The sequence below is a fragment of the Paractinoplanes atraurantiacus genome (genome assembly GCF_900215205.1).
In the GTDB taxonomy this organism is placed as follows: domain Bacteria; phylum Actinomycetota; class Actinomycetes; order Mycobacteriales; family Micromonosporaceae; genus Actinoplanes; species Actinoplanes atraurantiacus.
This window is the reverse complement of the sequence record NZ_OBDY01000002.1, coordinates 541,277-562,614: the sequence shown is the minus strand read 5'-3', so window position 1 is coordinate 562,614 and position 21,338 is coordinate 541,277. Positions and strand designations below refer to the sequence as shown.

Annotated in this window: 19 protein-coding genes and 1 pseudogene; 7 read left to right on the top strand and 13 right to left on the bottom strand. The window is 72.2% G+C overall.

All coding sequences use genetic code 11. The features are described from left to right. From CRP55_RS09060 to CRP55_RS09050, 3 genes are all read right to left on the bottom strand, one after another. Window positions 1-215, bottom strand: a 215-nt coding sequence (locus CRP55_RS09060) for a hypothetical protein (RefSeq protein ID WP_143234491.1), incomplete at its 3' end; no start/stop codon positions are given. A gap of 11 nt (window positions 216-226) precedes the next feature. Continuing rightward, window positions 227-1,996: a sensor histidine kinase gene (locus CRP55_RS09055; protein WP_097319208.1), complete on the bottom strand. Its 1,770-nt coding sequence runs from the start codon at window positions 1,994-1,996 to the stop codon at window positions 227-229. Then, window positions 1,993-2,688, bottom strand: a complete 696-nt coding sequence (locus tag CRP55_RS09050) for a response regulator transcription factor (protein ID WP_097319207.1) — start codon at window positions 2,686-2,688, stop codon at window positions 1,993-1,995. Before CRP55_RS09050 ends, CRP55_RS09055 begins: the two co-directional genes overlap by 4 nt. 90 nt (window positions 2,689-2,778) lie before the next feature. Here CRP55_RS09050 and CRP55_RS09045 point away from each other — a divergent pair, with 90 nt between their 5' ends. Genes CRP55_RS09045 through CRP55_RS09035 form a run of 3 tightly spaced genes read left to right on the top strand, consistent with a single transcriptional unit; the run spans window position 2,779 to window position 5,668 of the window. Then, window positions 2,779-3,840, top strand: coding sequence for a peptidoglycan-binding protein (locus CRP55_RS09045; RefSeq protein ID WP_097319206.1), 1,062 nt, complete (start codon window positions 2,779-2,781; stop codon window positions 3,838-3,840). Beyond that, the gene (locus CRP55_RS09040) at window positions 3,837-4,508 is read left to right on the top strand and encodes an ABC transporter ATP-binding protein (RefSeq protein WP_438865770.1); all 672 of its coding nucleotides are present in this window, start codon (window positions 3,837-3,839) and stop codon (window positions 4,506-4,508) included. The genes CRP55_RS09045 and CRP55_RS09040 overlap by 4 nt, the downstream gene beginning before the upstream one ends. Beyond that, window positions 4,505-5,668 carry an ABC transporter permease gene (locus tag CRP55_RS09035; protein ID WP_097319205.1) on the top strand — a complete coding sequence of 388 codons (1,164 nt, stop codon included), beginning with the start codon at window positions 4,505-4,507 and terminating at the stop codon, window positions 5,666-5,668. The genes CRP55_RS09040 and CRP55_RS09035 overlap by 4 nt, the downstream gene beginning before the upstream one ends. 3 nt (window positions 5,669-5,671) lie before the next feature. Here CRP55_RS09035 and CRP55_RS09030 read toward each other — a convergent pair whose 3' ends face one another. Further along, a complete protein-coding gene (locus CRP55_RS09030; protein WP_143234489.1) occupies window positions 5,672-6,244 on the bottom strand; it encodes a hypothetical protein in 573 nt (190 codons plus the stop codon). 158 nt (window positions 6,245-6,402) lie between these two features. Here CRP55_RS09030 and CRP55_RS52865 point away from each other — a divergent pair, with 158 nt between their 5' ends. Continuing rightward, window positions 6,403-6,552 carry a hypothetical protein gene (locus CRP55_RS52865; RefSeq protein ID WP_179855094.1) on the top strand — a complete coding sequence of 50 codons (150 nt, stop codon included), beginning with the start codon at window positions 6,403-6,405 and terminating at the stop codon, window positions 6,550-6,552. Window positions 6,553-6,616: 64 nt separating this feature from the next. Here CRP55_RS52865 and CRP55_RS09025 read toward each other — a convergent pair. From CRP55_RS09025 to CRP55_RS09005, 5 genes and pseudogenes are all read right to left on the bottom strand, one after another. Then, window positions 6,617-7,037, bottom strand: a pseudogene (locus tag CRP55_RS09025) (transposase family protein); the annotation flags it as partial. A 166-nt stretch (window positions 7,038-7,203) separates the two neighbouring features. Continuing rightward, window positions 7,204-7,635: a peptidase inhibitor family I36 protein gene (locus CRP55_RS09020; protein ID WP_097319203.1), complete on the bottom strand. Its 432-nt coding sequence runs from the start codon at window positions 7,633-7,635 to the stop codon at window positions 7,204-7,206. Between the two features lie 67 nt (window positions 7,636-7,702). After that, complete coding sequence (locus CRP55_RS09015; protein WP_097319202.1) at window positions 7,703-9,289, bottom strand: FAD-dependent oxidoreductase; 1,587 nt, start codon at window positions 9,287-9,289, stop codon at window positions 7,703-7,705. 48 nt (window positions 9,290-9,337) lie between these two features. Continuing rightward, window positions 9,338-10,159, bottom strand: a complete 822-nt coding sequence (locus CRP55_RS09010) for a hypothetical protein (protein WP_097319201.1) — start codon at window positions 10,157-10,159, stop codon at window positions 9,338-9,340. 13 nt (window positions 10,160-10,172) lie between these two features. Beyond that, window positions 10,173-11,153: a hypothetical protein gene (locus CRP55_RS09005; protein ID WP_143234487.1), complete on the bottom strand. Its 981-nt coding sequence runs from the start codon at window positions 11,151-11,153 to the stop codon at window positions 10,173-10,175. A gap of 113 nt (window positions 11,154-11,266) precedes the next feature. Between CRP55_RS09005 and CRP55_RS09000 the strand changes: the two genes are divergently transcribed. After that, entirely contained in the window at window positions 11,267-12,181 is a 915-nt protein-coding gene (locus tag CRP55_RS09000) for an alpha/beta fold hydrolase (RefSeq protein ID WP_179855093.1), read from the top strand. Here CRP55_RS09000 and CRP55_RS08995 read toward each other — a convergent pair. Beyond that, window positions 12,150-14,903, bottom strand: a complete 2,754-nt coding sequence (locus CRP55_RS08995; RefSeq protein ID WP_179855092.1) for an AfsR/SARP family transcriptional regulator — start codon at window positions 14,901-14,903, stop codon at window positions 12,150-12,152. The two genes, CRP55_RS09000 and CRP55_RS08995, sit on opposite strands and share 32 nt — an antisense overlap. Before the next feature lie 102 nt (window positions 14,904-15,005). On the opposite strand from CRP55_RS08995, the gene CRP55_RS08990 reads away from it, so the two are divergent. Further along, on the top strand, window positions 15,006-15,869 hold the full coding sequence (locus tag CRP55_RS08990; protein ID WP_097319197.1) for an alpha/beta fold hydrolase: 864 nt from the start codon (window positions 15,006-15,008) through the stop codon (window positions 15,867-15,869). Continuing rightward, complete coding sequence (locus tag CRP55_RS08985; RefSeq protein WP_097319196.1) at window positions 15,862-17,037, top strand: amidase; 1,176 nt, start codon at window positions 15,862-15,864, stop codon at window positions 17,035-17,037. Before CRP55_RS08990 ends, CRP55_RS08985 begins: the two co-directional genes overlap by 8 nt. Here CRP55_RS08985 and CRP55_RS54445 read toward each other — a convergent pair. From CRP55_RS54445 to CRP55_RS08965, 3 genes are read right to left on the bottom strand one after another with little or no spacing between them, the layout of a single operon-like run. After that, a complete protein-coding gene (locus tag CRP55_RS54445) occupies window positions 17,024-18,550 on the bottom strand; it encodes an alpha/beta fold hydrolase (protein ID WP_245922883.1) in 1,527 nt (508 codons plus the stop codon). The two genes, CRP55_RS08985 and CRP55_RS54445, sit on opposite strands and share 14 nt — an antisense overlap. After that, window positions 18,547-19,332, bottom strand: a complete 786-nt coding sequence (locus tag CRP55_RS08970; protein ID WP_097319195.1) for an alpha/beta hydrolase — start codon at window positions 19,330-19,332, stop codon at window positions 18,547-18,549. The genes CRP55_RS54445 and CRP55_RS08970 overlap by 4 nt, the downstream gene beginning before the upstream one ends. Window positions 19,333-19,369: 37 nt before the next feature. After that, window positions 19,370-21,316 carry a BTAD domain-containing putative transcriptional regulator gene (locus tag CRP55_RS08965; protein ID WP_245922882.1) on the bottom strand — a complete coding sequence of 649 codons (1,947 nt, stop codon included), beginning with the start codon at window positions 21,314-21,316 and terminating at the stop codon, window positions 19,370-19,372. Between the last annotated feature and the right edge of the window lie 22 nt (window positions 21,317-21,338).

The window sequence follows — 21,338 nt, the reverse complement described above, 5'->3', positions numbered from 1 at the left end:
CCGGCCTCGGCATAAGGCAACGGCCGCAGCTCGTAGAACGAGTTCAGATAGGTGCCCGGCAAGCCGTGCGGCTCGCCCTCGTCCAGGTTTCCGCGGATCCCGATATGCCCGTTGCTCAGCGCGAACACCGACTCGGACTGGGCCAGCAGATCCAGGTCGAGGCGAGTCTCCCGGATGTGCCAAGGGTCGACGGGATAAGCCCGTTCACGAATCATGTGACCGGACCTTAATAAACCCCAGTGAATGAAAGCTGGACGGTGAAGGTGGTCCCCTCGCCCGGGACGCTCCGCACCGTGATGTCACCGCCGTGGGCCTCGGTCAGTTTGCGGGCGATGGCCAGGCCCAGGCCGCTGCCACCGGTGGCCCGGCTGCGGGACTCGTCGGCCCGCCAGAAACGGTCGAAGATCTTGGGCAGGTTCTCCGGGGCGATACCGACCCCGGTGTCGCGGACCTCGATGACCGTGTCCCGCGCGGCCACCACGACCGAGCCGCCGCGCGGGGTGTAGCGGATGCCGTTGGAGACCAGGTTGCCGAGCAGTTGCCGCAGGCGTACGGCATCGGCCTCGACCACCGGATCGCCCGCCACCTCCATCGTCAGGCGGACCCCGGCCGCGTGAGCCGGGGCGAGGTGGCTGTCGACCACCTGGGCCAGCACCTCGCGCACGGCCACCGGCCGCAGGTCGAGGCGCAACGGCCCGGCCAGGTCGCTCAGGTCGTCGATGATGTGCTGGAGCAGCAGGGCCTCCTCGTGCAGGAGGCCGACGAGTTGCGCGTCGGTCGGCGCCAGGTCGTCCTGGGCGGCCTCGAGCCAGCTCCGGATGTTCGTGAGCGGGGTGCGCAGCTCGTGCGCGACGTCGCTGACCATGGCCCGGCGCTGCGCCTCGGCCCGGTCGCGGCGCTCCGTCGAGTCGTTGAGGGCCCGGGCCAGCCGGCCGATCTCGTCGCGGGTCGAGACCGGCACCGGGCCCTGCCCGGCGGCCTCGGTGAGCGCGCGCAGCGGGCGGACCAGGCGGCGGCCGACCAGCACGGTGACCAGAATGGTGGCCAGCAGGACGCCGCCGGTGGTGGCGACGATCCGGATCGTGTTCTGCTCGGACAGCGTGAACCGGGTCTGGTCGGCCCCGGCCGTCGGGTCGGTGACGAAGAGCAGGGCGGGCGGGGCGACGTACGACTGAAGCATGGCCTTTCGCGATTTCTCCACACAGCCGCGGACGCGGGCCGGCGGCACGGCCGAGCTCGTGCTGTCGGGCATGGCCACCGGTTCGGGACGATCGGCGACCAGGAAGTACGTCGAGAAATCCGGCCGTACGCCGAGCCTGAGCTCCCGCGGCATCCGGGCGCACGTGGTGACCAGCCGCCCGAGCTCGCGCAGCGGACCCTCTTCGGCCGGAGTCTTCACCGTGAGCAGCTGGTCGATGCAGGCCGCGGCGTTGCCGTCCGTGCCCGATCCGGTCAGGACGATCGATGGGCGCCCGTTCGGCAGCCGCACCACCTCGCCGTCGCCGCCACCCTTGCGGACGCAGGCCAGCGTGTCGGCCGCGAGCTTGTCGAGCCGGGCGCGCTGGGCCGGCGGCACCAGGAACGGGCCGGTGGCGCGGGCGTCGATGCGTTCCGTCCCGCCGCTGAGCGCCAGGTCCAGGTTGAGCGGGTCGACAGTGGCCGAGGCGCGGGCGCCGGCCAGCGAGGGGCCGGGCCCCGAGTCGGCGATCACCGCCCGGTCGGTGGTCATCAGCGTGATGCGGCGGCCGAGCTTGGCCGCCCGGTCGCGGAGCAGCTCGGGGGCGCCGGACCAGTCGGGGTGAGCGGCCGCGTAACCGACCAGCAGGTCGTAGACGCCCTTGTCCTCGGTCAGCGAGCGGCCCTGCTCCTGGCGCAGGGCCCGGGTGGCGGTGGCGGTGGCCAGCCAGGCGGTGGCCGCGATGGCGGCCACCGCGATCAGCACCGACGTGACCAGCAGGCGGGTGACCAGGCTGTGCCGCAGCGGAACCCGGCTCACGGCGACTCCGCGGCCAGCTTGTAGCCGACGCCGTAGACGGTGAGCAGGTGCGCCGGCTTCTGCGGATCGGCCTCGATCTTGCGGCGCAGGTTCATCACGTGCACGTCGATGGTCCGCTCGGTGGAGCTGCGGTCGATGCCGCGCGTGTGGTGCAGCAGCTGGGCCCGGCTCAGGACACGGCCCGGCTGCTCGGACAGCGCGGCCAGGATGGCGAACTCGCCGCGGGTGCACTCGACCGGCTCGTCGCCGACGGTGACGTGATGGCGTACGGGGTCGACGCCGAGCCGCCCGACGCGGCGCAGCTCGCTGCCGGCCGGCGGCGCGCCCCGGCCCACCCGCCGCAGAAGCGTGCGGACCCTGGCCATCAGCTCCCTCGGGCTGTACGGCTTGGTCAGGTAGTCGTCGGCGCCCAGCTCCAGCCCGAGCAGCATGTCCTCCTCGGTGGCCCGGGCGGTCAGCATCAGCACCAGCACGTCGGACTCGGCCCGCAGCGTGCGGCACACGTGCAGGCCGTCGAGGCCGGGCATCATCACGTCGAGCACCAGCATGGCCGGCCGCCATCGGCGGGCCTCGGCCAGCGCCGTGCGGCCGTCGTGCACGACGAGCACCTCGTGCCCCTCGGCGACGAGATAGCGCCGGACCACCTCGGCCTGGCGGGGATCGTCCTCGGCGAGCAGGACCTGAGCAGACATGGCGGCGATGATAGGTCGGCGGCGCGACCACCGGAGATCGTCGCGGGAGACCTGACAGCTTTCTAACGATCTCCCGGGACGCTCCTGACCATGCAAGCGAAGATCGTGGCCTGGTTGAGCGGGGCAGTGCTCGTCGCGGCGCTGGGTGCCGGCGGAGCGCTCGCCGTCTCCCGGCACCGGCCGGCCCCGGAGCCGGTGCCGCAGGAAAAGGTCGCGACGGCGAAGGTTCAGCGCCGCACCCTGTCCACGGTGAAGAAGCTCGACGGCAGCGTCGGCTTCGGATCGGCCCGGCCGCTCTCCGGCCACACCGCCGCCACCGTGACCTGGTTGCCGGTCGCGGGCGCGACGATCGTACGGGGAAAGCAGCTCTTCCGGGCCGATGACAAACCGGTGATCCTCTTCTACGGCGGCATGCCGCTCTACCGTCCGATCACCGGGCTGAATCTGGTCGGCCGGGACGTGGGTATCGTCGCCAAGAACCTGCGCGCGCTCGGCTACCGGATCGGCCACCAGCCCGCAACGGCCCGGGACGGAGAAGGCGTACTCACCGCCGATCTCATCAAGGCCGTCAAACGCTGGCAGGAGGACAACGAGCTCCCGCCCACCGGCACGATCGCCGTCGGCGACATCGAGGTCCAGTCCGGCGCCGTCCGGGTCGACTCGGTCGCCGTCCAGCCCGGGGCCGCCGCCGACACCGAGCTCATGACCGTCACCGCCATCCGCAAGGTGATCACCGTCTCGGCCGAGCTCGACGCGGCGGCCGGGCTCACCCGAGGTGAGCATGTGACCGTCACGCTGCCCGACGACCGTACGGTCAAGGCCCGGATCCTCTCGGTCGGCCGCACCCTCGCCTCGCCCGCCGGCGGTGTGGCCGACGGCGCGCCGAAGCTCACCGTCCTGGTCACCGTCGACAAGCCGGCCGACCTGGCCAAGCTCGACTCGGCCGACGTGAAGGTCAACGTGGCCGGAAAGGTCGCCAAGAACGTTCTCGCCACGCCCGTCGAGGCCCTCGTCGCGCTGACCGAGGGCGGCTACGCCGTGCAGGGCCCGGACGGCCTGATCGGCGTGACGACCGGCATGTTCGCCGACGGCTGGGTGCAGGTCAGCGGCCCGGGCCTGGCCGAGGGCATGGACGTGGTGGTCGCCTCGTGACGCTCGTGTCGGCCGGCCACGTGAGCGTGCGCTATCCCGGCGGCGTGACCGCCCTCGACGACGTGAGCCTGGACATCCACCGCGGCGAGCTGACCGCCATCGTGGGGCCGTCCGGTTCCGGCAAGTCGACGTTGCTCACCGTCCTCGGCACCCTCGACCGACCGACCAGCGGCACTGTCGTCATCGACGGTCAGAACGTGGCCACCCTGCGGGACCGCCGGTTGTCCGCGCTGCGGGCCCGGCAGATCGGCTTCGTCTTCCAGCAGTTCCACCTGACCGACGGGCTGAGCGCGGCCGAGAACGTCGCCACCGGCCTGCTCTACGCCGGCGTGCCGCGTCGCCACCGCCGGGAACGCGCCCTGCACGCCCTGGAGCGCGTCGGCCTCGCCCATCGCGCCCGTCATCGGCCGAGCGAGCTGTCCGGCGGCGAGAAGCAGCGGGTGGCGATCGCCCGCGCCCTGGCCAACGGGCCGTCGCTGGTGCTGGCCGACGAGCCGACCGGCGCCCTGGACACCACCACCGGCCGCACGGTCCTCGACCTGCTGCGCCGGCTCAACGAGGAGGGCACCACCATCGTGCTGATCACCCACGACCGCGACATCGCCGCCTCGCTGCCGCGGCAGGTCGAGATCCGCGACGGCCGCATCGTCTCGGACGTGCGCCGATGAGCCCCGTCGACCTGCTCGGGCTCGGCCTGCTGGGCCCGCGCACCCGCCCCGGCCGGGCCGTGCTCTCCGGGCTCGGCATCGCCATCGGCATCGCCACGATGATCGTGGTGACCGGCCTGCCCGCGTCGGGCCAGGCCGCCCTGGTCGAGCGGCTCAGCGCGCTCGGCACGAACACCCTTCAGGCCATGGCCCAGCCCGACGTCCAGCCGCCGGCGCCGCTGCCCGAGTCGGCGGTCGAGATGGTCCGGCGCATCGGCCCGGTGACGGGCGCGTCGGCTGTCGCCAACACCCATGCCGCCGTACGGCGTAACGAACGCACCGAGCCCAGCGGCCTGACCGCCCTGGCCGCCCGCCTCGACCTGCCGGCCGCGATCCAGGCCCGCGTCCGCGCCGGGGCCTGGCTGAACGCGGCCACCGAGAAGTTCCCGGCCGTCGTCCTCGGCTCGGTGGCGGCGGCCCGGCTGGGCGTCACCGGCCTGCCCCGGGGCGCGGCCGCGCCGCAGGTGGTGATCGGTGATCGCCGCTTCACCGTCGTCGGCATCCTCGACCCCACTCCCCTCACGCCCGACATCGACCGCTCGGTGCTGGTCGGCTGGCCCGCGGCGAAGTCCGAGCTCGGGTTCGACGGTCACCCCACGGTCCTTTATGTACGCGGTGAGGAAGCCCAACTGGAGGCGGTGCTCGACGTGCTGGCCGAGACCATCTCCCCCGAACGCCCCGGCGCCGTCACCGTCACCCGCCCGTCGGACGCGCTCGCCGCCAAGCGGGCGACCGAGAGCAGTTTCTCGGTGCTGTTCCTGGCCCTGGCCGGGGTGGCCCTGGTCATCGGCGGCATCGGCGTGGCCAACACGATGGTCGTCTCGGTGCTCGAACGCCGCTCCGAGATCGGCCTCCGCCGGGCCCTGGGCGCCACGCGGGGCCAGATCCGCGGGCAGTTCCTCACCGAGTCGGTGGTCCTGGCCGGCGCCGGCGGGGTGGCCGGCACCGCGCTGGGCCTGGCCGCCACCGTCGGCTACGCCGCCTGGCAGAGCTGGCCGGTGGTCATCCCGGCCGGACCGGCCGGGCTCGGCGCGGCCGGGGCGGTGATCATCGGGGTCCTGGCCGGTGTCTACCCGTGCGTGCGGGCCGCCCGCCTCACTCCGCGGGCGGCCATCTCCTGAGAGCTACTTCTTGGCGGCGATGTCGCGCTCACAACCCGGGATCAGGTCGAGGCCCATCGAGATCGACTTCGGGTCGTTCTGATCGCCGCCCAGCGCGATGCTGAGCCCGTCCTCGCTGATCTCGACGTACTCGACGCCCTTCTGCTTCAGGCACTTCACCGTCGCCCGGGCGAAGTCCTTGGCCTCCGGGTTGGCCGGATCCTTCTCCCACGGCGGCAGCGGGTAGTACTGCGGCTCGCAGATCTTGTTGGCCGCCTCGAACTTCTCCGTCTGCGTCCCCGACACCCCGGCCGGCCCCGCCTCGGCCTTCTTCCGCTCCTGCGCGATCGTGCTGCCCTTGACCATGCCACCGTGGTCGTACATGCATTTGTTGTACGGCCCGAGTAGCGCCTCGAACTCCTCAGCCGTCGTATCGAGCCGTTCCCGTGGCCGCTGCGCCTTCGGCGAGGCTTTGACGGAGGCCGACGCCGACGGGCTGACCAAAGTGGCCACCTTCGCCGTCCTCGTCTCCTCGGCCGGCTTGCCACAGGCGGTCAGCGCGCTCAGCGCCACGGCCACCACCAGCAGTCTCCGCATGGTCCCACTCCCTGTCTGAAAGGCCGGGCCGCTCCCGGCCGGGAGCCAGCCTGACGACCGGACGTCAGGAAGTGATCAGGTTCCCGCGACGACAGTCACAGCCCTGAAATGACCGGCCCGGCAACCGTCTCCCTAGTGAGAGCGATCGGAGAAAACACATGAACGACTTGCTGGCCGTGCTGATCGCAAAGTCCCTGCGGGGCGCCGGCCGCGTCTACTGGCTCCTCTGGCAGCAGCGCCACTGGCCGGCGAACGCGAGCGCAAATGACGAGCCCAGAAATCCTGTGCGCCGAAATTTCTCGCAATAGATGGCCGCGCCCGCGCACCGACCAGTCGTTCACCGTCGCCGGCCAGGCCTTGTCCTGTCGATCATCAAAGCCAGATCAACGCGGCGATGAGCGGTAGAGCAGCTCGTTTGGCATAGCGGGTGGCGAGGCTCACCGTTGTTTCAGCCGGTTGAAGCAGCGTTCCGCGACGTCTCGTTGCCGGTAGACCTGCTTGTCGAAGGCGGGCGACCTGGTCGACGCGTTCGGGGATGATGTTCGGGATCCCGCGGCGGCGCATTTCACGACGGGTCGGGTCGTGCGCGTAAGCCTTGTCCGCGATCAGCATGTCGGGTCTCTTACGCGGACGCCCCGGCCGTCGACCGCGAGGTGAATCTTGTGGTCAGGCCACCCCGCGAGCGACCCAGCGCTTCACCATCCGTCGCTGGTATCGCGATACCGCCGGCAGATCCCCGTTGATCACCTGGCGGTGATCTCGCCACCTGTCTGACCTCAGCACGGACCATGGATCTCACCCGTGATCAGAGCGCCGTCAACCAGGGCGGCACCCATGCCGTTGACGGCGAGCAACGGCGGCCACCCGGTGGACCCGGGTGGCCGCTTGCCTCTCACGACGCCGCCGGGTTTGAGGAGGGGATGCACCTCGTCTCGGTCAGCGGGCCGGCTGACGGTTCGCTACTCGAAGAAACGGGCGGACGACGCCCGATTGTCCTGGAGCATGCCCTCGTCCTGACCGAAGTTCCACGCCTGGCCGGGACCGACAGCGGTGACGCGGCCGCTCTTGTGCTCGTTGAAATCGCCATGCTCGAAGACGTAGAGCGTGAGACCGGTCCGGTTGTAGACCGACGACGCCGAGTCGTTCAGATTCTTGCCGTTGGTGTAGGTGCGATTACGGAAGTCGGCGAGCTGGCCCGGCCAAGCGCCGCTCCACAGGCTGAGCACGCCCGGAACGGCGGCGCTTCCTCTGAGGTCGAAGTTCTCGTAGAAGCACACATAGCCGATCTGGCATTGCCACGCCGCCTGGGCCGCGGACGGCGTCGCGGCCAGGGTTCCCGTGAGAAGCAGTGCGGCCGCGGCCGCGCTTCGCAGAACCGTACGCAGTTTCATCGAATCTCTTTCGTCCGGCGATTTCCTGTTGCCGCCGAAACGTATCCCGCACTACTTGACAGATACTTCAATGTCCGGCAAGTACGGCGTGGACCGAGGAGACGGCGCTTGCGCCCTCGCCGACGGCCGTGGCTACGCGTTTGATGGAGCCGGATCGGAGGTCGCCGACGGCGAAGACGCGATGGGCGCTGGTCTGGAACGGCAAGGGGCTCTCGCGGGTTTCCGTACGGACGAAGCCCTTGTCGTCCTTGTCGATGCCATTCAGCCAATCCGACTCGGGTGCGGCGCCGATGAAGCAGAACAACGCCCGGCACGGCAGTTCCTCCCGCCGGCCGCCGGGACCGTGGATGGCGACCGTGGCCAGTTTCTCGTCGCCGGTCAGGCCGCCCACCGCACTCTCCCGGCGCACCTGGATGCGGGGGTGTGCGTGTATGCGATCGGCCAGGTAGGCCGACATGCGCGCGCCCAGGTCGGCCGAGCGCAGCACCAGTGTCACCTCGGATCCGCGGCCGGCCAGGGACAGGGCGGCCTGTCCGGCCGAGTTGGCGCCGCCGATCACCGCCACCGGCAGGGATTCGAAGCCGCGGATGTCGAGTTCCGTGGCGGCGTACCGGATGCAGCCGGCCTTCTCGAACTCGGCCCAGCGCGCGATGTCCAGGCGGCGATAGTGCGCGCCGGTGGCCGCGATCACGGTCCGGGCCTCGATGCGGGTGCCGTCCTCGAGCTCCACCACCGGCTGCCGCTCGTCGCTGATGTCCAGGCCCGCCACCCGGCACGGCGAGTAGATCCGCACGCCGAACTTGAGCGCCTGCACCATGGCCAGCCGGCTCAGCTGCTCGCCGCTGACGCCCTCGGGAAAGCCCAGGTAGTTCTCGATCCGCGCGCTCTTGGCGGCCTGGCCGCCCAGGCCGGTGCCGTCGACGAGCACGGTGGCCAGTCCTTCGGAGGCCGCGTAGACGGCGGCGGCCAGACCGGCCGGTCCGGCGCCGACCACCACGACGTCGGGGGTCTGCCCGTTCGCGCGGTAGGTCATACCGAGTCGCTCGCCGAGGATCCCGGGCGTCGCGTTGCGCAGCACGGTGCCGTTGAGCAGGGCCACCGGCAGCTCGCCGGCGCTGATCCCGGCGGCCCGCATGAGCGCGCCGCCCGGTACCGAGGTGGCGTCGAGCCAGGAGTGCGGCAGGAGCATCCGGGAGACGTACGTGCGCAGGTCCAGCGTCTCGGCCGTGTCCGGAAGGCCGATGATCTCCAGGGCGCTGCCGACCGACGACCGCAGGATCTCGCGCCGCTGCCGGAACGTCTCGATCATCACGTCGGCGATGTCGACCTGCTCGGCCAGGACGCGGCGCAGCGCGTCCCGGCCGATGCGCACCACCGTCCCGGCCCGGACGACCCGGACAGTCGCGAAGACCTGCTGGCCGGTCAGCAGGCTCAGCTCGCCCAGGAAGTCGCCCGGCCCCCGTTCGTAGACCAGGTGCTCGGGTTCGTTCGGGGTCGCCTCGCGGATCACCTCGACCGCGGCGGTGCGCAGCAGGAAGAGGTCGTACGAGTGGTCGCCGGAGGAGTAGAGGCAGTGACCCACCTCCACCGGCTGCTCGGTGCCGTAGCCGGCGAGACGGTCGAACTGCTCCTCGTCGAGGATCCCTGTGGCCATGCGGGCAGGCTAGGAAAACCCACTGAACAGGTTGTGAATCGACGAATATCAGCGCGGAATGAACTGGGCGGCCCACCGGGCGGGGGCGGTCGCAGTGGAGTGGTACTCCACGGAGATCTCGGGGGCCGGCCCCGAATTCCAGTCGACGGCCGAGTCGTGGCGGGACGGCGAGAAAGAGCAATTGATTGTCGTACGAACGTCGCCCACCCGCAGGTCCAAAGTGCCGGAGCCGACACAGGCGGCGGCCACCGTGTAACGCCCGCGTTCCTGCAAAGACCCGGCATACTGGGAGCCGCTGCCCGGGCTGACGTCGCTGCCGACGCCGTACCCGGCGTCGCTGGTGAGACGCAGCGCCTCGCTCGGGCTGGGAAGGTTGCCGGCCGTCACCGGCCGGCCGGCGTCGGTGGTCATCCGATAGGCGAAGCCCGCCCGGCCGGCCGCGCTCTCGGCGTCGACCAGGTCGAGGGCGATCCGGTCCCAGCTCGGGTCGCCGTCGAAGGAGACCTCGGCCGCGACCGGGTCGTCGGCGCAGTCGGCCGTCGCCCGCCCCACTTCCCGCGGCTGCGCGGAGCCGGCCTCCGCGGTGCCGATCGCGGCCACGGCCAGGGTGATCTTTCCGTCGCCGACGCAGTTCACCGCGAGGGTGAGCCGGCCCAGGTAGCTCGGGCGCACCTCGTGGTAGCCGGACTCGACCGCGCCGCCGCCTTCGAACACTCGCGCCGCCTTGGTGGGCGGCAGAAGGGCTTCGGCCGCGTCGGCGGCGCCCGACGGGAAAACGGCGCCCGGCGAGGGCTTTTCGGATCCGCAGGCGCTCACCACGAGGGCGGTCGCCGCGAGGGCGAGGGTGATGGCGCGAACAGGCTTGGGCATGAATTCCTTCGAGTCAGGCGGCGGTGCAGCGGGCCCGTACGGCCCCACCGGCGATATGCGGGTAGGTGACCGGGTAGGCGCCGGCGTGGCCGCGGTTGGTGAGCTTGACGCCGATGGTCGTGTTGGTGACCCGGTAGTTGCCGATCGGCACCCAGCGGCTGTGGTTGGCCGCGGCCTGCGAGACGGTCCGCTCGCCGGCCGCTCCCGGATAGGGCGTGCTGTCGATCTTCGTGCTGGTCATCACGACGAGGCGCACCGGCGACGCGATCACGTCCCGCTTGCTCGGGCTGGTCGGCACGTAGATCCAGAGCGAGCAGACCTGCGGCGCCGATCCGATGTGGAATCCCCAGACCAGGGCCTGTCCGGTGGTGTCGGCGCCGGCCGAGCCGGACATCGGCATGTCGTCGAACTTGCCGTTGCATCCGCCCTCGCGGGTGCTCCCCTGGGCCAGGGTCCACCAGCCGGCGTTGCCGTTCTTGAACCAGCCGTACGCCGAGTAGATCGCCCCGGCACCGGTGCAGCCGAGCCCGGCGACGGCGGAGTAGGTGACCGCCTTGGCCGCCGCGGTCGGCTGGGTCGTCGCCGTCTTCGTCGTGGTGGCCGGGGCGGCGGGCGGCGGCGCCGGAGCCACCGGCGTGGTCGTCGCGGGTGCCGGCCGGCCGGCGGCGGTCCGGGTCGCGGCGGGAGCGCCCGGCGAGGCCACGGCGTCCGGTGCGGCCGGTTCTCCGGTGATGGCGGGCAGATCGCCGATCGTGACCGGCTCCTTCTGGGCCGGGTCGGTGTCAACGGAGCCCGGCGGCGGCGCGAGAGTCTCCGCCGCGGGCGGCGTCTCCTCCACGATCTCCGGGGACGCGCTCATGGTGATGGCCGGCCGCGCGGAAGGGTGGTCACCGGATGACCCACCGGCGAAGGCCACCACCCCGGCGATCAGCGCGGTGACCGCCACTCCCACGACGACCAGCACGACCGGCGAACGGAACAGTTTTCCAGCCACCAACACTCCCTCGTCCGAACGCACGGCGACGAGGATCATGCCGGGACGGACTGGAGGGAAAGTAGATTCCGCATACAGAGCGCGGCGCGGATTCACCGGTCACAAAAAATAAAGTGAATCGGAGCACAATCGTGCAGACCTATCGGGAACGGGTCGAGGAGCTGTCCGTGTCGCGTCCGGCAAGAACGCACGAAGTGCGAGTGGACGGGCTCTCGCTGACCTGTCGTCTCTACGGCCGCGGCCCGTTGTGCGTGGTGCATCCGGGCGGGCCGGGAGCGCATTGGGAATATCTGCGGATCCCGCTGGCCGAACGGGAGTTGACCATGGCCTATCTGGAGCCCGCGGGAACCGGGGCATCCGGGTCGCCGCGCCCGGGAGCGGCCTACGACCTGACCACCTACGTCCGCCATCTGCACGCGGTGATCGAGCACGTCGGCGCCGACCCGGTCTTCGTCCTCGGGCACGGTCACGGCGGAGCCGTCGCCCAGGGCTACGCGCTGGCGCACCCCGGCCGGCTGGCCGGCCTGGTCCTCTACGCCACCGGGCCGGCCGCCGGCGCCGCCACCGCGGCGGCCATCAGGGACCGGCTGCGCGACTACGCGGTGGACAACTCGTACACCCCGGCGCTCGCGTCCTGGGACCGGCCGGCGGGACCGGGCGAGGCCGAGGCGACGCGCCGGGAACGGGACCTCTTCCCGGCCTACTTCGCCGACTACTGGCGGCGGGAGGCCGAGTTCGCCCCGGTCCGGGACGGGGCGCGGGCGTGGCCGGCCCCGGCCGCGGCGTTCGACGTACGCTCCGCCCTGCCCTCGATCACCGCACCGACCCTGGTGCTGGCCGGGGCACGGGACCTGTTCTTTCCCTCCGGGGCGGCCGGCGAGCTGCACGACGGCATTCCCGGGTCGCGCCTGGCGACCTTCCAGCACAGCGGGCATTTCGCGCACCTGGAGGAGTCGGAACGCTTCGCTCACCTCCTTCTCGAGTTCACCCGCCGGGTCACCGGGCCCTATCGAGTCCAGCGGCGATGACGGGGCCCAGCCGGTCGAGGACGGCCCGCATGTGGTCCGGCCCGCCGTCCGGATAGGAGCCCAGCACCGCACGCGCCTTCTCGTAGGCGCCGCGCGCGCCGCCTTGGTCCCCGGAGGCCATCAACAGATCGGCGAGGGTGCTGAACACCTCGAAGCGGTACGCGGTCCCGGCCGAGGCCCGCTCGAGCTCCTGAACGGCGTCGCCGACCCGGCCGGCCGCCGCCAGGTTGCGGGCGACCGCCACGCGGATCGGTGCCGTCTGATCGCCGCGGCCGGCCAGGTCCAGGGCCCGCCGCAGCACCCGGTCGGCCTCGTCGTACTGCCCGAGCGCGGTCAGCGAGCGGCCGTTGCGGGTGAGCCCGTCGATCTCCGCGGTCCCGTCGCCCGCGCCGACGGCCAGGGCGATGGCCCTCTCGCTGTCGGCCCGGGCCCGATCGTGGCGGCCGAGCGCCGTGTGCACCGCGTGCGCCCGGGCGTACACCCGGGCCACCTCGGCCGGCAGGTCGCGCTCGGCGAAGATGCTGACCGCCGTCTCCAGCAGGTCGAGGGCCTCCTGGTGAGCGCCGGCGAACGACCGGGCCCCGGCCAGGCAGCGCAGCACCGACGCCTCGCCGATCACGTCGCCCTGCTCCCGGGCCGCCCGCAGCGCCAGCCGCATGACATCGTCCCAGTCCTGGAAGAAGCCGTAGAGCTCCAGGTACGGCTGAATGGTCAGGGCGAGGTGCCACGGGGTGACGCCGCGGCCGGCCTCGGCCGCCAGCCGGACGGCCTCCTTCAGCACCTCGCGGTGGCGGGCGAACCAGTCGAGGGCCTCGCGGTACGAGGCGGGCCGCTCGGCGCCGACGCCGGCCCGCGCCGGCGGCACCGCGGGCGGGCGCCACGGCCCCAGCATCGTCCCGGCCGCGAGGCTGCTGTGCAGGTAGTGCTCCAGCAGGCGGTCGACCGCGGCCCCGATCTCGGACGGCGAGTCGGTGGACCGCAGCAGCTCCCCCGCGTACGTCCTGATCAGCTCGGGCGACGAGAAGCGGCCGCCGGCGCCGGCCGAGACCAGCGCGGCCGCGGCCAGTTCGTCCAGCTCGGCCCGGGCGCGCACCGGGTCGTGCCCGGACAGGCTGACGCAGGCGGCGGCCGGTGCTCCCGGCGCCGGCACCACCGACAGCAGCCGGAACAACCGGGCCGCGCCCGGGCTCAGTTGCCGGTAGGACCAGGCCAGCACGGTGCGCAGGTCCGGATCGACCTCGTCGCCCGGCGGCCGGCCGGCCCGCGACCTCAGCCGGGCCGCGACCAGCACGAGCGCCAGCGGCAATCGTCCGCACCGCTCGACGATCCCGTCCACGGCACCGGGATCCCACTCGCCACGCCGCTCACCGAGACGCGTGGTCAGCAGCTCACGGGCCTCCACGCGGTCCGGCCGGTCCAGCTCGACCAGGCAGGCCCCGCCCGAGGCGGCCAGCCCGGTCAGCGGACGCCGGCTGGTGATCAGGACCAGGCTGCCGGGCGAGTTCGGCAGCAGCGGGCGGATCTGCGACGGGTCCCGGACGTTGTCCAGCACCACCAGCAGCCGCAGGCCCGCGGTCACCCCGCGGTAGGCGGCGGCCAGCGCGTCGAACGTGTCCGGGATGTCGGACGGCCGGCCGCCCAGGCCGTACAGCAGCCGGCGCAGGGCGTCGCCGGCCGGGACACTGCCGTCCTCGCCCTGGTGCCCGCGCAGGTCGAGAAAGAGCTGGCCGTCGGTGAAATCCCCGGCCACGGTGTGGGCGAAGCGCGCGACGACGGCCGACTTGCCCACGCCGCCCACGCCGTCCACCGCGATCACCATCGGGCCCGGGCGGCCACCATCACGCATCCCGGCGTAGAGATCCTTCAGAATGCCCAGCTCGATCCGGCGCCCGACGAACAGCGGATGGCCGGGCGGCAGCTGCGCGGGCCGGACAGCGGTGAAAGGCCGGTCCACGGTCTCCGGAGTGGACGGACCGGCCGTCCGGGCGAGGACCTGCCGATGGGCCTCGGCCAGCTCGGGGCCCGGGTTGATGCCGAGCTCGGCGATCAGCCGGTCCCGGATCGCCCCGTACCGGGCGAGGGCCTCGGCCTGATGCCCGGCCGCGGCCAGAGTCGTGATCAGGCCCGCGTGCACCGGCTCGTTGAGCCGGTCCATCTCCGCCGCCATCCGCAGCGGGACCAGCACGTCGCCCGCGCGGCCGAGGAGTACCGCCAGGTTCGCGGCGGCGACCACGGCGTCGAAGAACTCGGCGTCGACATTGGCGAAGACCGCGGCGGCGGTCGCGCTCTCGGACGGCGCGTCACCGGCCGGCCCGCGGAAGTGGCGCAGCGCCCGCACATAGCCGTCGAACGCCTCCGAGGGCCGCCCCTCGGCCGCGCACACCCGAGCCGATGTGACCAGCCGGCGGAACATCGTCAGGTCGAGGGCCTCCTCGGGCAGAACGAAGCGGTAGCCGGCGCCGTGCCGGAGCAGATACGACCCGGCCGACCGCCGTGGAAGGTCGGGTTCGAGCAGGCGGCGCAGCACACCGACGTACTTGTGAATGACGTTGATGGCGCTGGCCGGCGGATCGCTTCCCCAGAGCTCGCGCACGAGGTCGTTCAGACTGACCGGCCGGCCGGCGCGGATCAGGAGCAGCGCCAGCAGACATCGTTGCTGCGGCGGCCCGCCGTCCAGCTCGATGTCGTCCCGCCACAGCCGCAGCGGACCGAGTACCTGCAAGCGAATCATGCTGGGAGTCAGCCAGAACCGTGTTGACGTCCAGTGAAGAGCCGTCGTGTCCGATTCACAAGTCGTCAAGTGGGCGTCCCTAGCGTCCGGGACATGACCCAGGTTCACTACCGGTACGCGACCGTCGAGGGCCGTCGCCTGTTCTACCGCGAGGCGGGACCGGCCGGCGCCCCCGTGCTGGTGCTGCTGCACGGCTTCCCGTCCAGCTCCTTCATGTTCCGCAACCTGATCCCGGCGCTGGCCGACCGGTGGCGCGTGATCGCGCCCGACCACCTCGGCTTCGGGCACTCCGACGCGCCGCCGGTCACCGGCTTCGACTACACGTTCGACGCGCTCACCGACCTGACCGCGGGCCTGCTCCAACAACTCGGTGTCAACCGGTACGCCCTCTACGTGCAGGACTACGGCGCCCCGATCGGGTGGCGGCTCGCCCTGCGCGACCCGGCCGCCGTCACGGCGATCATCAGCCAGAACGGCAACGTGTACGACGAGGGGTTCCAGCCGGACTTCATGGCGCCCCAACTGGCGTACTGGAAAGAACAGACACCGGAGACCGAGGCCGGGGTCCGTCCGGCACTCTCGCTCGAGGCCACCCGCTGGCAATATCTGACCGGCGCCGCGGACGAGAGCCTGGTCGACCCGGACACCTGGGCGCACGACTACGCGCTGCTGTCGCGGCCCGGCAACGACCTGATCCAGCTCAAGCTGTTCCTCGACTACGCCACCAACCCGCCGCTGTACCCGCTCGTGCACAAGTACTTCCGCGAGAGCCAGGTGCCCCTGCTGGCCGTGTGGGGCCGCAACGACCCGGTCTTCGCCCCCGGCGGCGCCCTCGCCTTCACCAACGACCTGCCCAAGGCCGAGGTCCACCTCCTCGACGGCGGCCATTTCCTGCTGGAAAGCGCCCTCGACGAGGTGGTTCCTTTGATCAGGAGATTTCTGAGCGCCCATGTATGAGACGACCTCGATGGTCGAGCAGGCGGACGCCATCGGCCGGGGCGAGCTCAGCAGCCGCGAACTCACCGCCGCCTATCTGGAGCGGATTGTGCCGGACCGGGACGCCACCGCGGTCCGGTTGCTCAAGGAAGCCGGTGCACTTGTGCTCGGCAAGACGAACATGCACGAGTACTCGTTCGGGATCACCAGCGACAATCCCCGCTTCGGACCGGTACGCAACCCGTACGACCCGTCGCGCATCCCCGGCGGATCGAGCGGCGGCTCCGGTGCCGCCACCGCCGCCGGGCTGTGCTCGGCGGCGATCGGGACCGACACCGGCGGTTCGGTGCGGATCCCGGCCGCGCTCTGCGGCGTCGTCGGGCTGAAACCGACGCTGGGCCGGGTCAGCACCGACGGCGTGCTCGGCCTCTCCTGGACCTGCGACGTGGTCGGCCCGATCGCCCGTACGGTCGAGGACGCCGCGGCCCTGCTGCGTGTCATCGGCGGCGGGCCGGCGGAAACCCTTCAGGCGTCACCGCTGAAGGGTGTGCGCGTCGGCGTTCCCGGCGGTTTCTACGCGACGGACAACAGCCCCGACGTGGACAGCGTCCTCGCGCGAACGTACAAGACGCTGGAGTCGGAGGGCGCGGTGCTCGTGCCGGTCACCGTCGACGGCGCCGACAGGGCCGGTGAGCTCGGATCCCTGTCCGTCCTTCCCGAGGGGGCGGTCTGCCTGGAGGAAGCTCTGCGCACGGCCGGTGTGCCGGGCGGCCTCGCCGGCAACCTGGGCCGGTTCGGGGCCGACATCCGCTCCGGCCTGACCCGGCCGATCGCGGCCGCCGCCTACGCCGAGGCCGTGGCCCGCTCGATTCCGGCCCTCCGGCGGGGTTTCGCCGCGGCGCTGTCCGGGGTGGACGTTCTGCTGACCGCGACGACTCCCACCACCGCCATCCCGATCGCCGAGAGCCGGTCGATGACGCACAACGGACGGACCGTCGACCCCTTCGCGACCTTCACCCGTTACACCGCCGGGCTCTCGGTGACCGGTCTGCCCGCCCTCTCGATCCCGGCCGGCTTCGACCGGGCCGGGCTTCCGGTCGGCGTGCAGCTCATCGGGCCCCGCTGGAGCGAGGGCAGGCTGGTGGAGATCGCCCTCGCCATGGAGCAGGTGATGGTCAGACGCCCTTGAGGGCTTCGGCCGCGTCCAGGGCGGCCCCGGCCGCGTACTCACCGGCGAACTTCTCCTCGCCCAGAGCGGTGAGGGCCGCCGTCCGGGCGTGGGCCAGCTCCTCGGCGTCGTCCGGGTCGGGGACCTGGCCCACCGCGGCGTAGGCGCCGTCGGTGAAGCCGATCATGCGGGCCGCGCCCGCGTGGTCGCCTTCGGCCGTGGCCATCGCGGCCGCGGCGACGCCCAGGTAGGGCACGAACGAGAGCCGGCCCTCGCGGAACACCCGCTCGCGGCACTGCGCGAGCAACTCCCGGGCTCGGTCCAGGTGGCCCATCTTGAGTTCCACCACGGCCAGGTTGTAGGACTCGGAGTTCACCTGCTCGGGCTGTCCCAGCGCCTCGTTCAGCGCGATGCTGGCCAGGTAGCGCTCGCGGGCCACCGGATAGTCGCCGGACATCCGGGCCACCGCGGCCAGCACGTGCCGTGGCCGCTCCTCCAGCCGCGGGTCGAGCGAGCGCACCGCCACGTCGAGGGCCTCCCGGGCCAGTTGCTCGGCCCTGCCCAGATCGCCGCCGCGCAGCGCCACCCGTGCCGTCGCGTAGAGCCCCTCGACCTCGCCGGCCGGCTCGCCCGCGGCCCGGGCCCGGTCGATCTCGGCCCGGGCCAGGCGCAGCACCCCTTCGCTGTCGCCGCGGCGGAAGGTGGCGCGCACCTCGTGCTCGAAACGCGCGCCCAGCAACCAGGTGACCGCTTCGAGGAAGGCTTCCGGCTCCTCGATCTGGGCGAAGTGACCGCTGTGCTCGAGGATCACCAGCCGCGAGCCGGCGATGCCCTCGTGCAGCATCCGCGCCCAGCGCGGGCCGCAGATGAAGTCGTGCCGTCCGGTCAGCACCACCGTGGGCGCCGTGATCGACGGCAGATCCGGGCGGTAGTCGACCTCTTTGCTGTCGAACTCGACGGTCCAGGTCCGGAGGCCGTCGCGGAGCGGCTCGAACTCGGCCCGCCGGCCCCAGTAGTCGGCGAAGTAGATCGGCAGGACCTCACGCATGGAGGCGGTCTCGCTCCCGAACGCGGCCGCGACGGTCATCGCCTCGTCGACGTAGGGGAAGTGCACGGGATAGGCGGCCGCCTCGGCCCGCGCGGCCGCCCAGAAATCCGGATCGGTCACCGGCGTCGAGCTGTAGAGCGCGAGACCGGCCACACGGCCGGGGTGGCGGACCGCGAACCGCTGGGCCACCACCCCGCCGTGGGAATGGCCCAGTAGGTAGACCTGTGGGACGTCCAACCGCTCGACGATCGAGTGCAGATGGTCGACGTACGTGTCCACGTATGTCGCGCCCTCGGGGAACGGCTGCGAGTCGCCGGTCCCGATCGGTTCGACGTACACCATGGTGAAATGCTCTTCGAGTTTCGCCGAGCGCAGGTAGGTGTACTCGACGCCGGGACCGCCCGAGTGGGCGATCATCACCGGGCCGCGGCCCTCGACGTGGTAGACCTGCCGGGTCCCGCCGAGAACGAAACTGTGGGTGGTCATCGGCGGGCCAGCCAGGTCAGGGTGTCGTCGGCGACCTGCCGCCAGCCATGGTCGAACGGGGCGCTGTGACCCCGGTCCTGATAGGTCATCAGGTCGGTGCGGGCGCTCGAGGCCTCGTAGAGGCGGTGTGCGCCGCGGACCACGACGGCGGGCACGGTGTGGTCCTTGCCGTTGGCGATGAGCAGCAGCGGCCCACGGTCGCCACGGGAGGTGTCGACGGTGGTGGGCGCGTCGCGGGTGAAGTTGGCCGAGGACGCCTCGAACAGGGGGCGGCCCGGGCCGGGAATCGCCAGGCGCTCGTACAACTGGGCCGACTCCTCGGCCGGGAGCGCGTTGCCGAAGGAGTAGCGGAACTGCTTCTCGGTCAGCGACACGGCCCCGCGCTTGTTGGCCGGCCGGGACAGCACCGGAAAACTGGACCGCAGCAGGCTGAACGGGAGCGCCCGGATCCCCTTGATCGGCGCCGGCGAGATGGCCACGACGGCCCGGGCCAGGCCGCGGTCGAGCAGCTTCTGGGCGATCAGCCCGCCGAAGGAGTGCCCGATCACGATCGGCGGCTCACCGAGATCGGCAACAATTTTGGCGTACGCCTCGGTGATGTCCTCGACCCCGGGGCCGGCCACCGCGCCCGGATCGGCCCGTGTCAGCGCCACGGTGTCCCCGTCGCCCGGCCAGCCGGGTGCGAGGGGCTCGTAGCCCTTGCTCGCGAATAGCTCCTGCCAGGGCTGCCAGGAGACCGAATGGATCCAGAGACCGTGGATGAAAACTACGGGCGTGCTCACGACGCCACCTCACCTTCACGAATGTGCTGAGCGAAAACTAGGCGGCGCTTCTTGATGACGAGTGAATGCCCAGTGGACCGGCCGACCACAGGTGATGGGCGAGCCGTTCGGCCGCGGAGCCCAGCGCCTGCCGCCCGTCGTCGAGGGCCTCGGCGATGCTGAGGTGCAGGCGGGTCAGCTGCCGCAGCGGCGTGGACGCCGCGACCGACTCGCGAACCAGGCCGTGGCGGAAGCGGAACGAGTACGGGTCCGTACGGACCGGCCCGAGCAGGGCGAGCCCTTCCAGCACCTCGAGCCGGTCGAGGCAGGCCTTGACGTCGACACCGGCGGCCCTCGCGAGCAGGCCGATGTCGCCCTGCTCGCCGATCAGCGCGGCCGTCCGGACCAGGCTCCGGGTGCTCTCGTCGAGACCGGCCATCCGATCGCGGACGACGTCGCGCACCGTCGACGGCACCCCGGCCTGAGTGTCCGGCCACCGGGAGAGCTCCCGGACCAGGAACGGGTTGCCGGCGGTACGGGCGTGCAGCCGCCGGATGTCGTCGCCGGCCGGCTCCCGGCCGGTCTCCCGGCGGACCAGCTCGGCCACGTCGGCCGGGCCGAGAGGCCCGAGCCGGATCCGGCGGTGATCGGGCCGCCGGGCGACGGCGGCGAGCATCCGCGCCAGCGCCGGCGCCGGCTTGGGCGCACGATCGCGCAGCGCGCCGAGAATCACCGTCGCGGCCGGCGAGGACGCGGCCAGGTGGCTGAAGAGCTCCAGCGAGCACGGGTCGGCCCAGTGCAGATCGTCGACCACGACCATGATCGGGCGACCGGCCGCGGCCTGGGTGATGAAGGCGACGACCTGCTCGAACAGGCGGAACCGGGCGCCGCTGTCGGGCCGGCCGCCTTCGCCCAGCGACCCCATCAGCCGGTCGAGGCCGGGTACGGCGGTGGGCAGCTCGTCGAGCACCGCACCGACCACCTGGGTCCACGGCCACATCGCCGGCGTGCCGTCGCTGTCCATGCACCGGCCCCACACCACGAGCGCGCCCGCCTTCCGGGCCCGGGCCGCCGCCTCTTCGAGCAGCGAGGTCTTGCCGGCACCGGGCTCGCCCTGCACGACCACCAGCGCGCTGCCGCCCGAGGTCGCCGCGGCCAGCGCCCGGTCCAGCACCGCGAGCTCCGCGGCCCGGCCGATCGGGGTCGCCGGCGTCTCCGGAGCGGGCGCGTCCGTGACAGGCTGGTTCAGCACGCGCAGGTAGGCCTGCTGCAGACGCTGTCCGGGATCGATGCCGAGCTCGTCGGAGAGCCGGGCCCGCACGGCGCCGAACAACGACACCGCTTGCGCCGGCCGGCCCGCGGCGCCGAGCGTGGTGACCAGGCTCGCCTGCACCAGCTCGTGCAGGGGCGCCATCGAGGCGGCGAGGTGCAGCGGCGCCAGCACCGACTCGGGCCGGCCCATCCGCACCGCGAGGCCGGCCGCCTCCACGCAGGCGTCGAAGAACTCGTTGTTGAGCCCGGCGAAGATCGCCATCGCGTCCGGCCGGCCCGTCAGCCCGTCGCCGGCCGGGCCCTGCCAGAGCCGCAGAGCCGACTGGTAGCGCTCGAGGGCGGCGTCGGGCCGTCCGGCGGCCAGCTCGGCCCCGGCCCGGCCGACGAGGTCCCGGAAGGTCACCAGGTCCAGCACGGCCGGCCCGACCTCGAACAGGTACCCGCTCCCCCGGCGGATCAGGTGCGAGCCGGCCTTCCGGGCGGCCAGCCCGGGCTCCAGGATGTGCCGCAGGGAGCCGATGTACTTGTGGATGACGTTCAGCGAGCTGGCCGGGGCGTCGTCGGACCAGATCAGGTCGACCAGCTCGTTGGTGCTGACCGGCCGTCCGGGGCGGGCGAGCAGGAGCGCGAGCAGATAGGCCTGCTGGCGCGGCCCGGCGTCGAGCTCCATGTCGCCGCGCCACACGCGCGGCGGGCCGAGAATCTGGAGGCGAACCGTTGGGGCATCAGTCACAGCCCGACCGTAGGGCGGGAGC

Excerpts from the sequence above, each read along its gene's own strand:
- CRP55_RS09035 (WP_097319205.1), top strand. The coding sequence starts at position 4,505 with ATGAGCCCCGTCGACCTGCTCGGGCTCGGCCTGCTGGGCCCGCGCACC.
- CRP55_RS09050 (WP_097319207.1), bottom strand. The coding sequence starts at position 2,688 with ATGTCTGCTCAGGTCCTGCTCGCCGAGGACGATCCCCGCCAGGCCGAG.
- CRP55_RS08990 (WP_097319197.1), top strand. The coding sequence starts at position 15,006 with ATGACCCAGGTTCACTACCGGTACGCGACCGTCGAGGGCCGTCGCCTG.
- CRP55_RS09030 (WP_143234489.1), bottom strand. The coding sequence starts at position 6,244 with ATGCGGAGACTGCTGGTGGTGGCCGTGGCGCTGAGCGCGCTGACCGCC.
- CRP55_RS09010 (WP_097319201.1), bottom strand. The coding sequence starts at position 10,159 with ATGCCCAAGCCTGTTCGCGCCATCACCCTCGCCCTCGCGGCGACCGCC.
- CRP55_RS09015 (WP_097319202.1), bottom strand. The coding sequence starts at position 9,289 with ATGGCCACAGGGATCCTCGACGAGGAGCAGTTCGACCGTCTCGCCGGC.
- CRP55_RS52865 (WP_179855094.1), top strand. The coding sequence starts at position 6,403 with ATGAACGACTTGCTGGCCGTGCTGATCGCAAAGTCCCTGCGGGGCGCC.
- CRP55_RS54445 (WP_245922883.1), bottom strand. The coding sequence starts at position 18,550 with ATGACCACCCACAGTTTCGTTCTCGGCGGGACCCGGCAGGTCTACCAC.
- CRP55_RS08985 (WP_097319196.1), top strand. The coding sequence starts at position 15,862 with ATGTATGAGACGACCTCGATGGTCGAGCAGGCGGACGCCATCGGCCGG.
- CRP55_RS09045 (WP_097319206.1), top strand. The coding sequence starts at position 2,779 with ATGCAAGCGAAGATCGTGGCCTGGTTGAGCGGGGCAGTGCTCGTCGCG.
- CRP55_RS09020 (WP_097319203.1), bottom strand. The coding sequence starts at position 7,635 with ATGAAACTGCGTACGGTTCTGCGAAGCGCGGCCGCGGCCGCACTGCTT.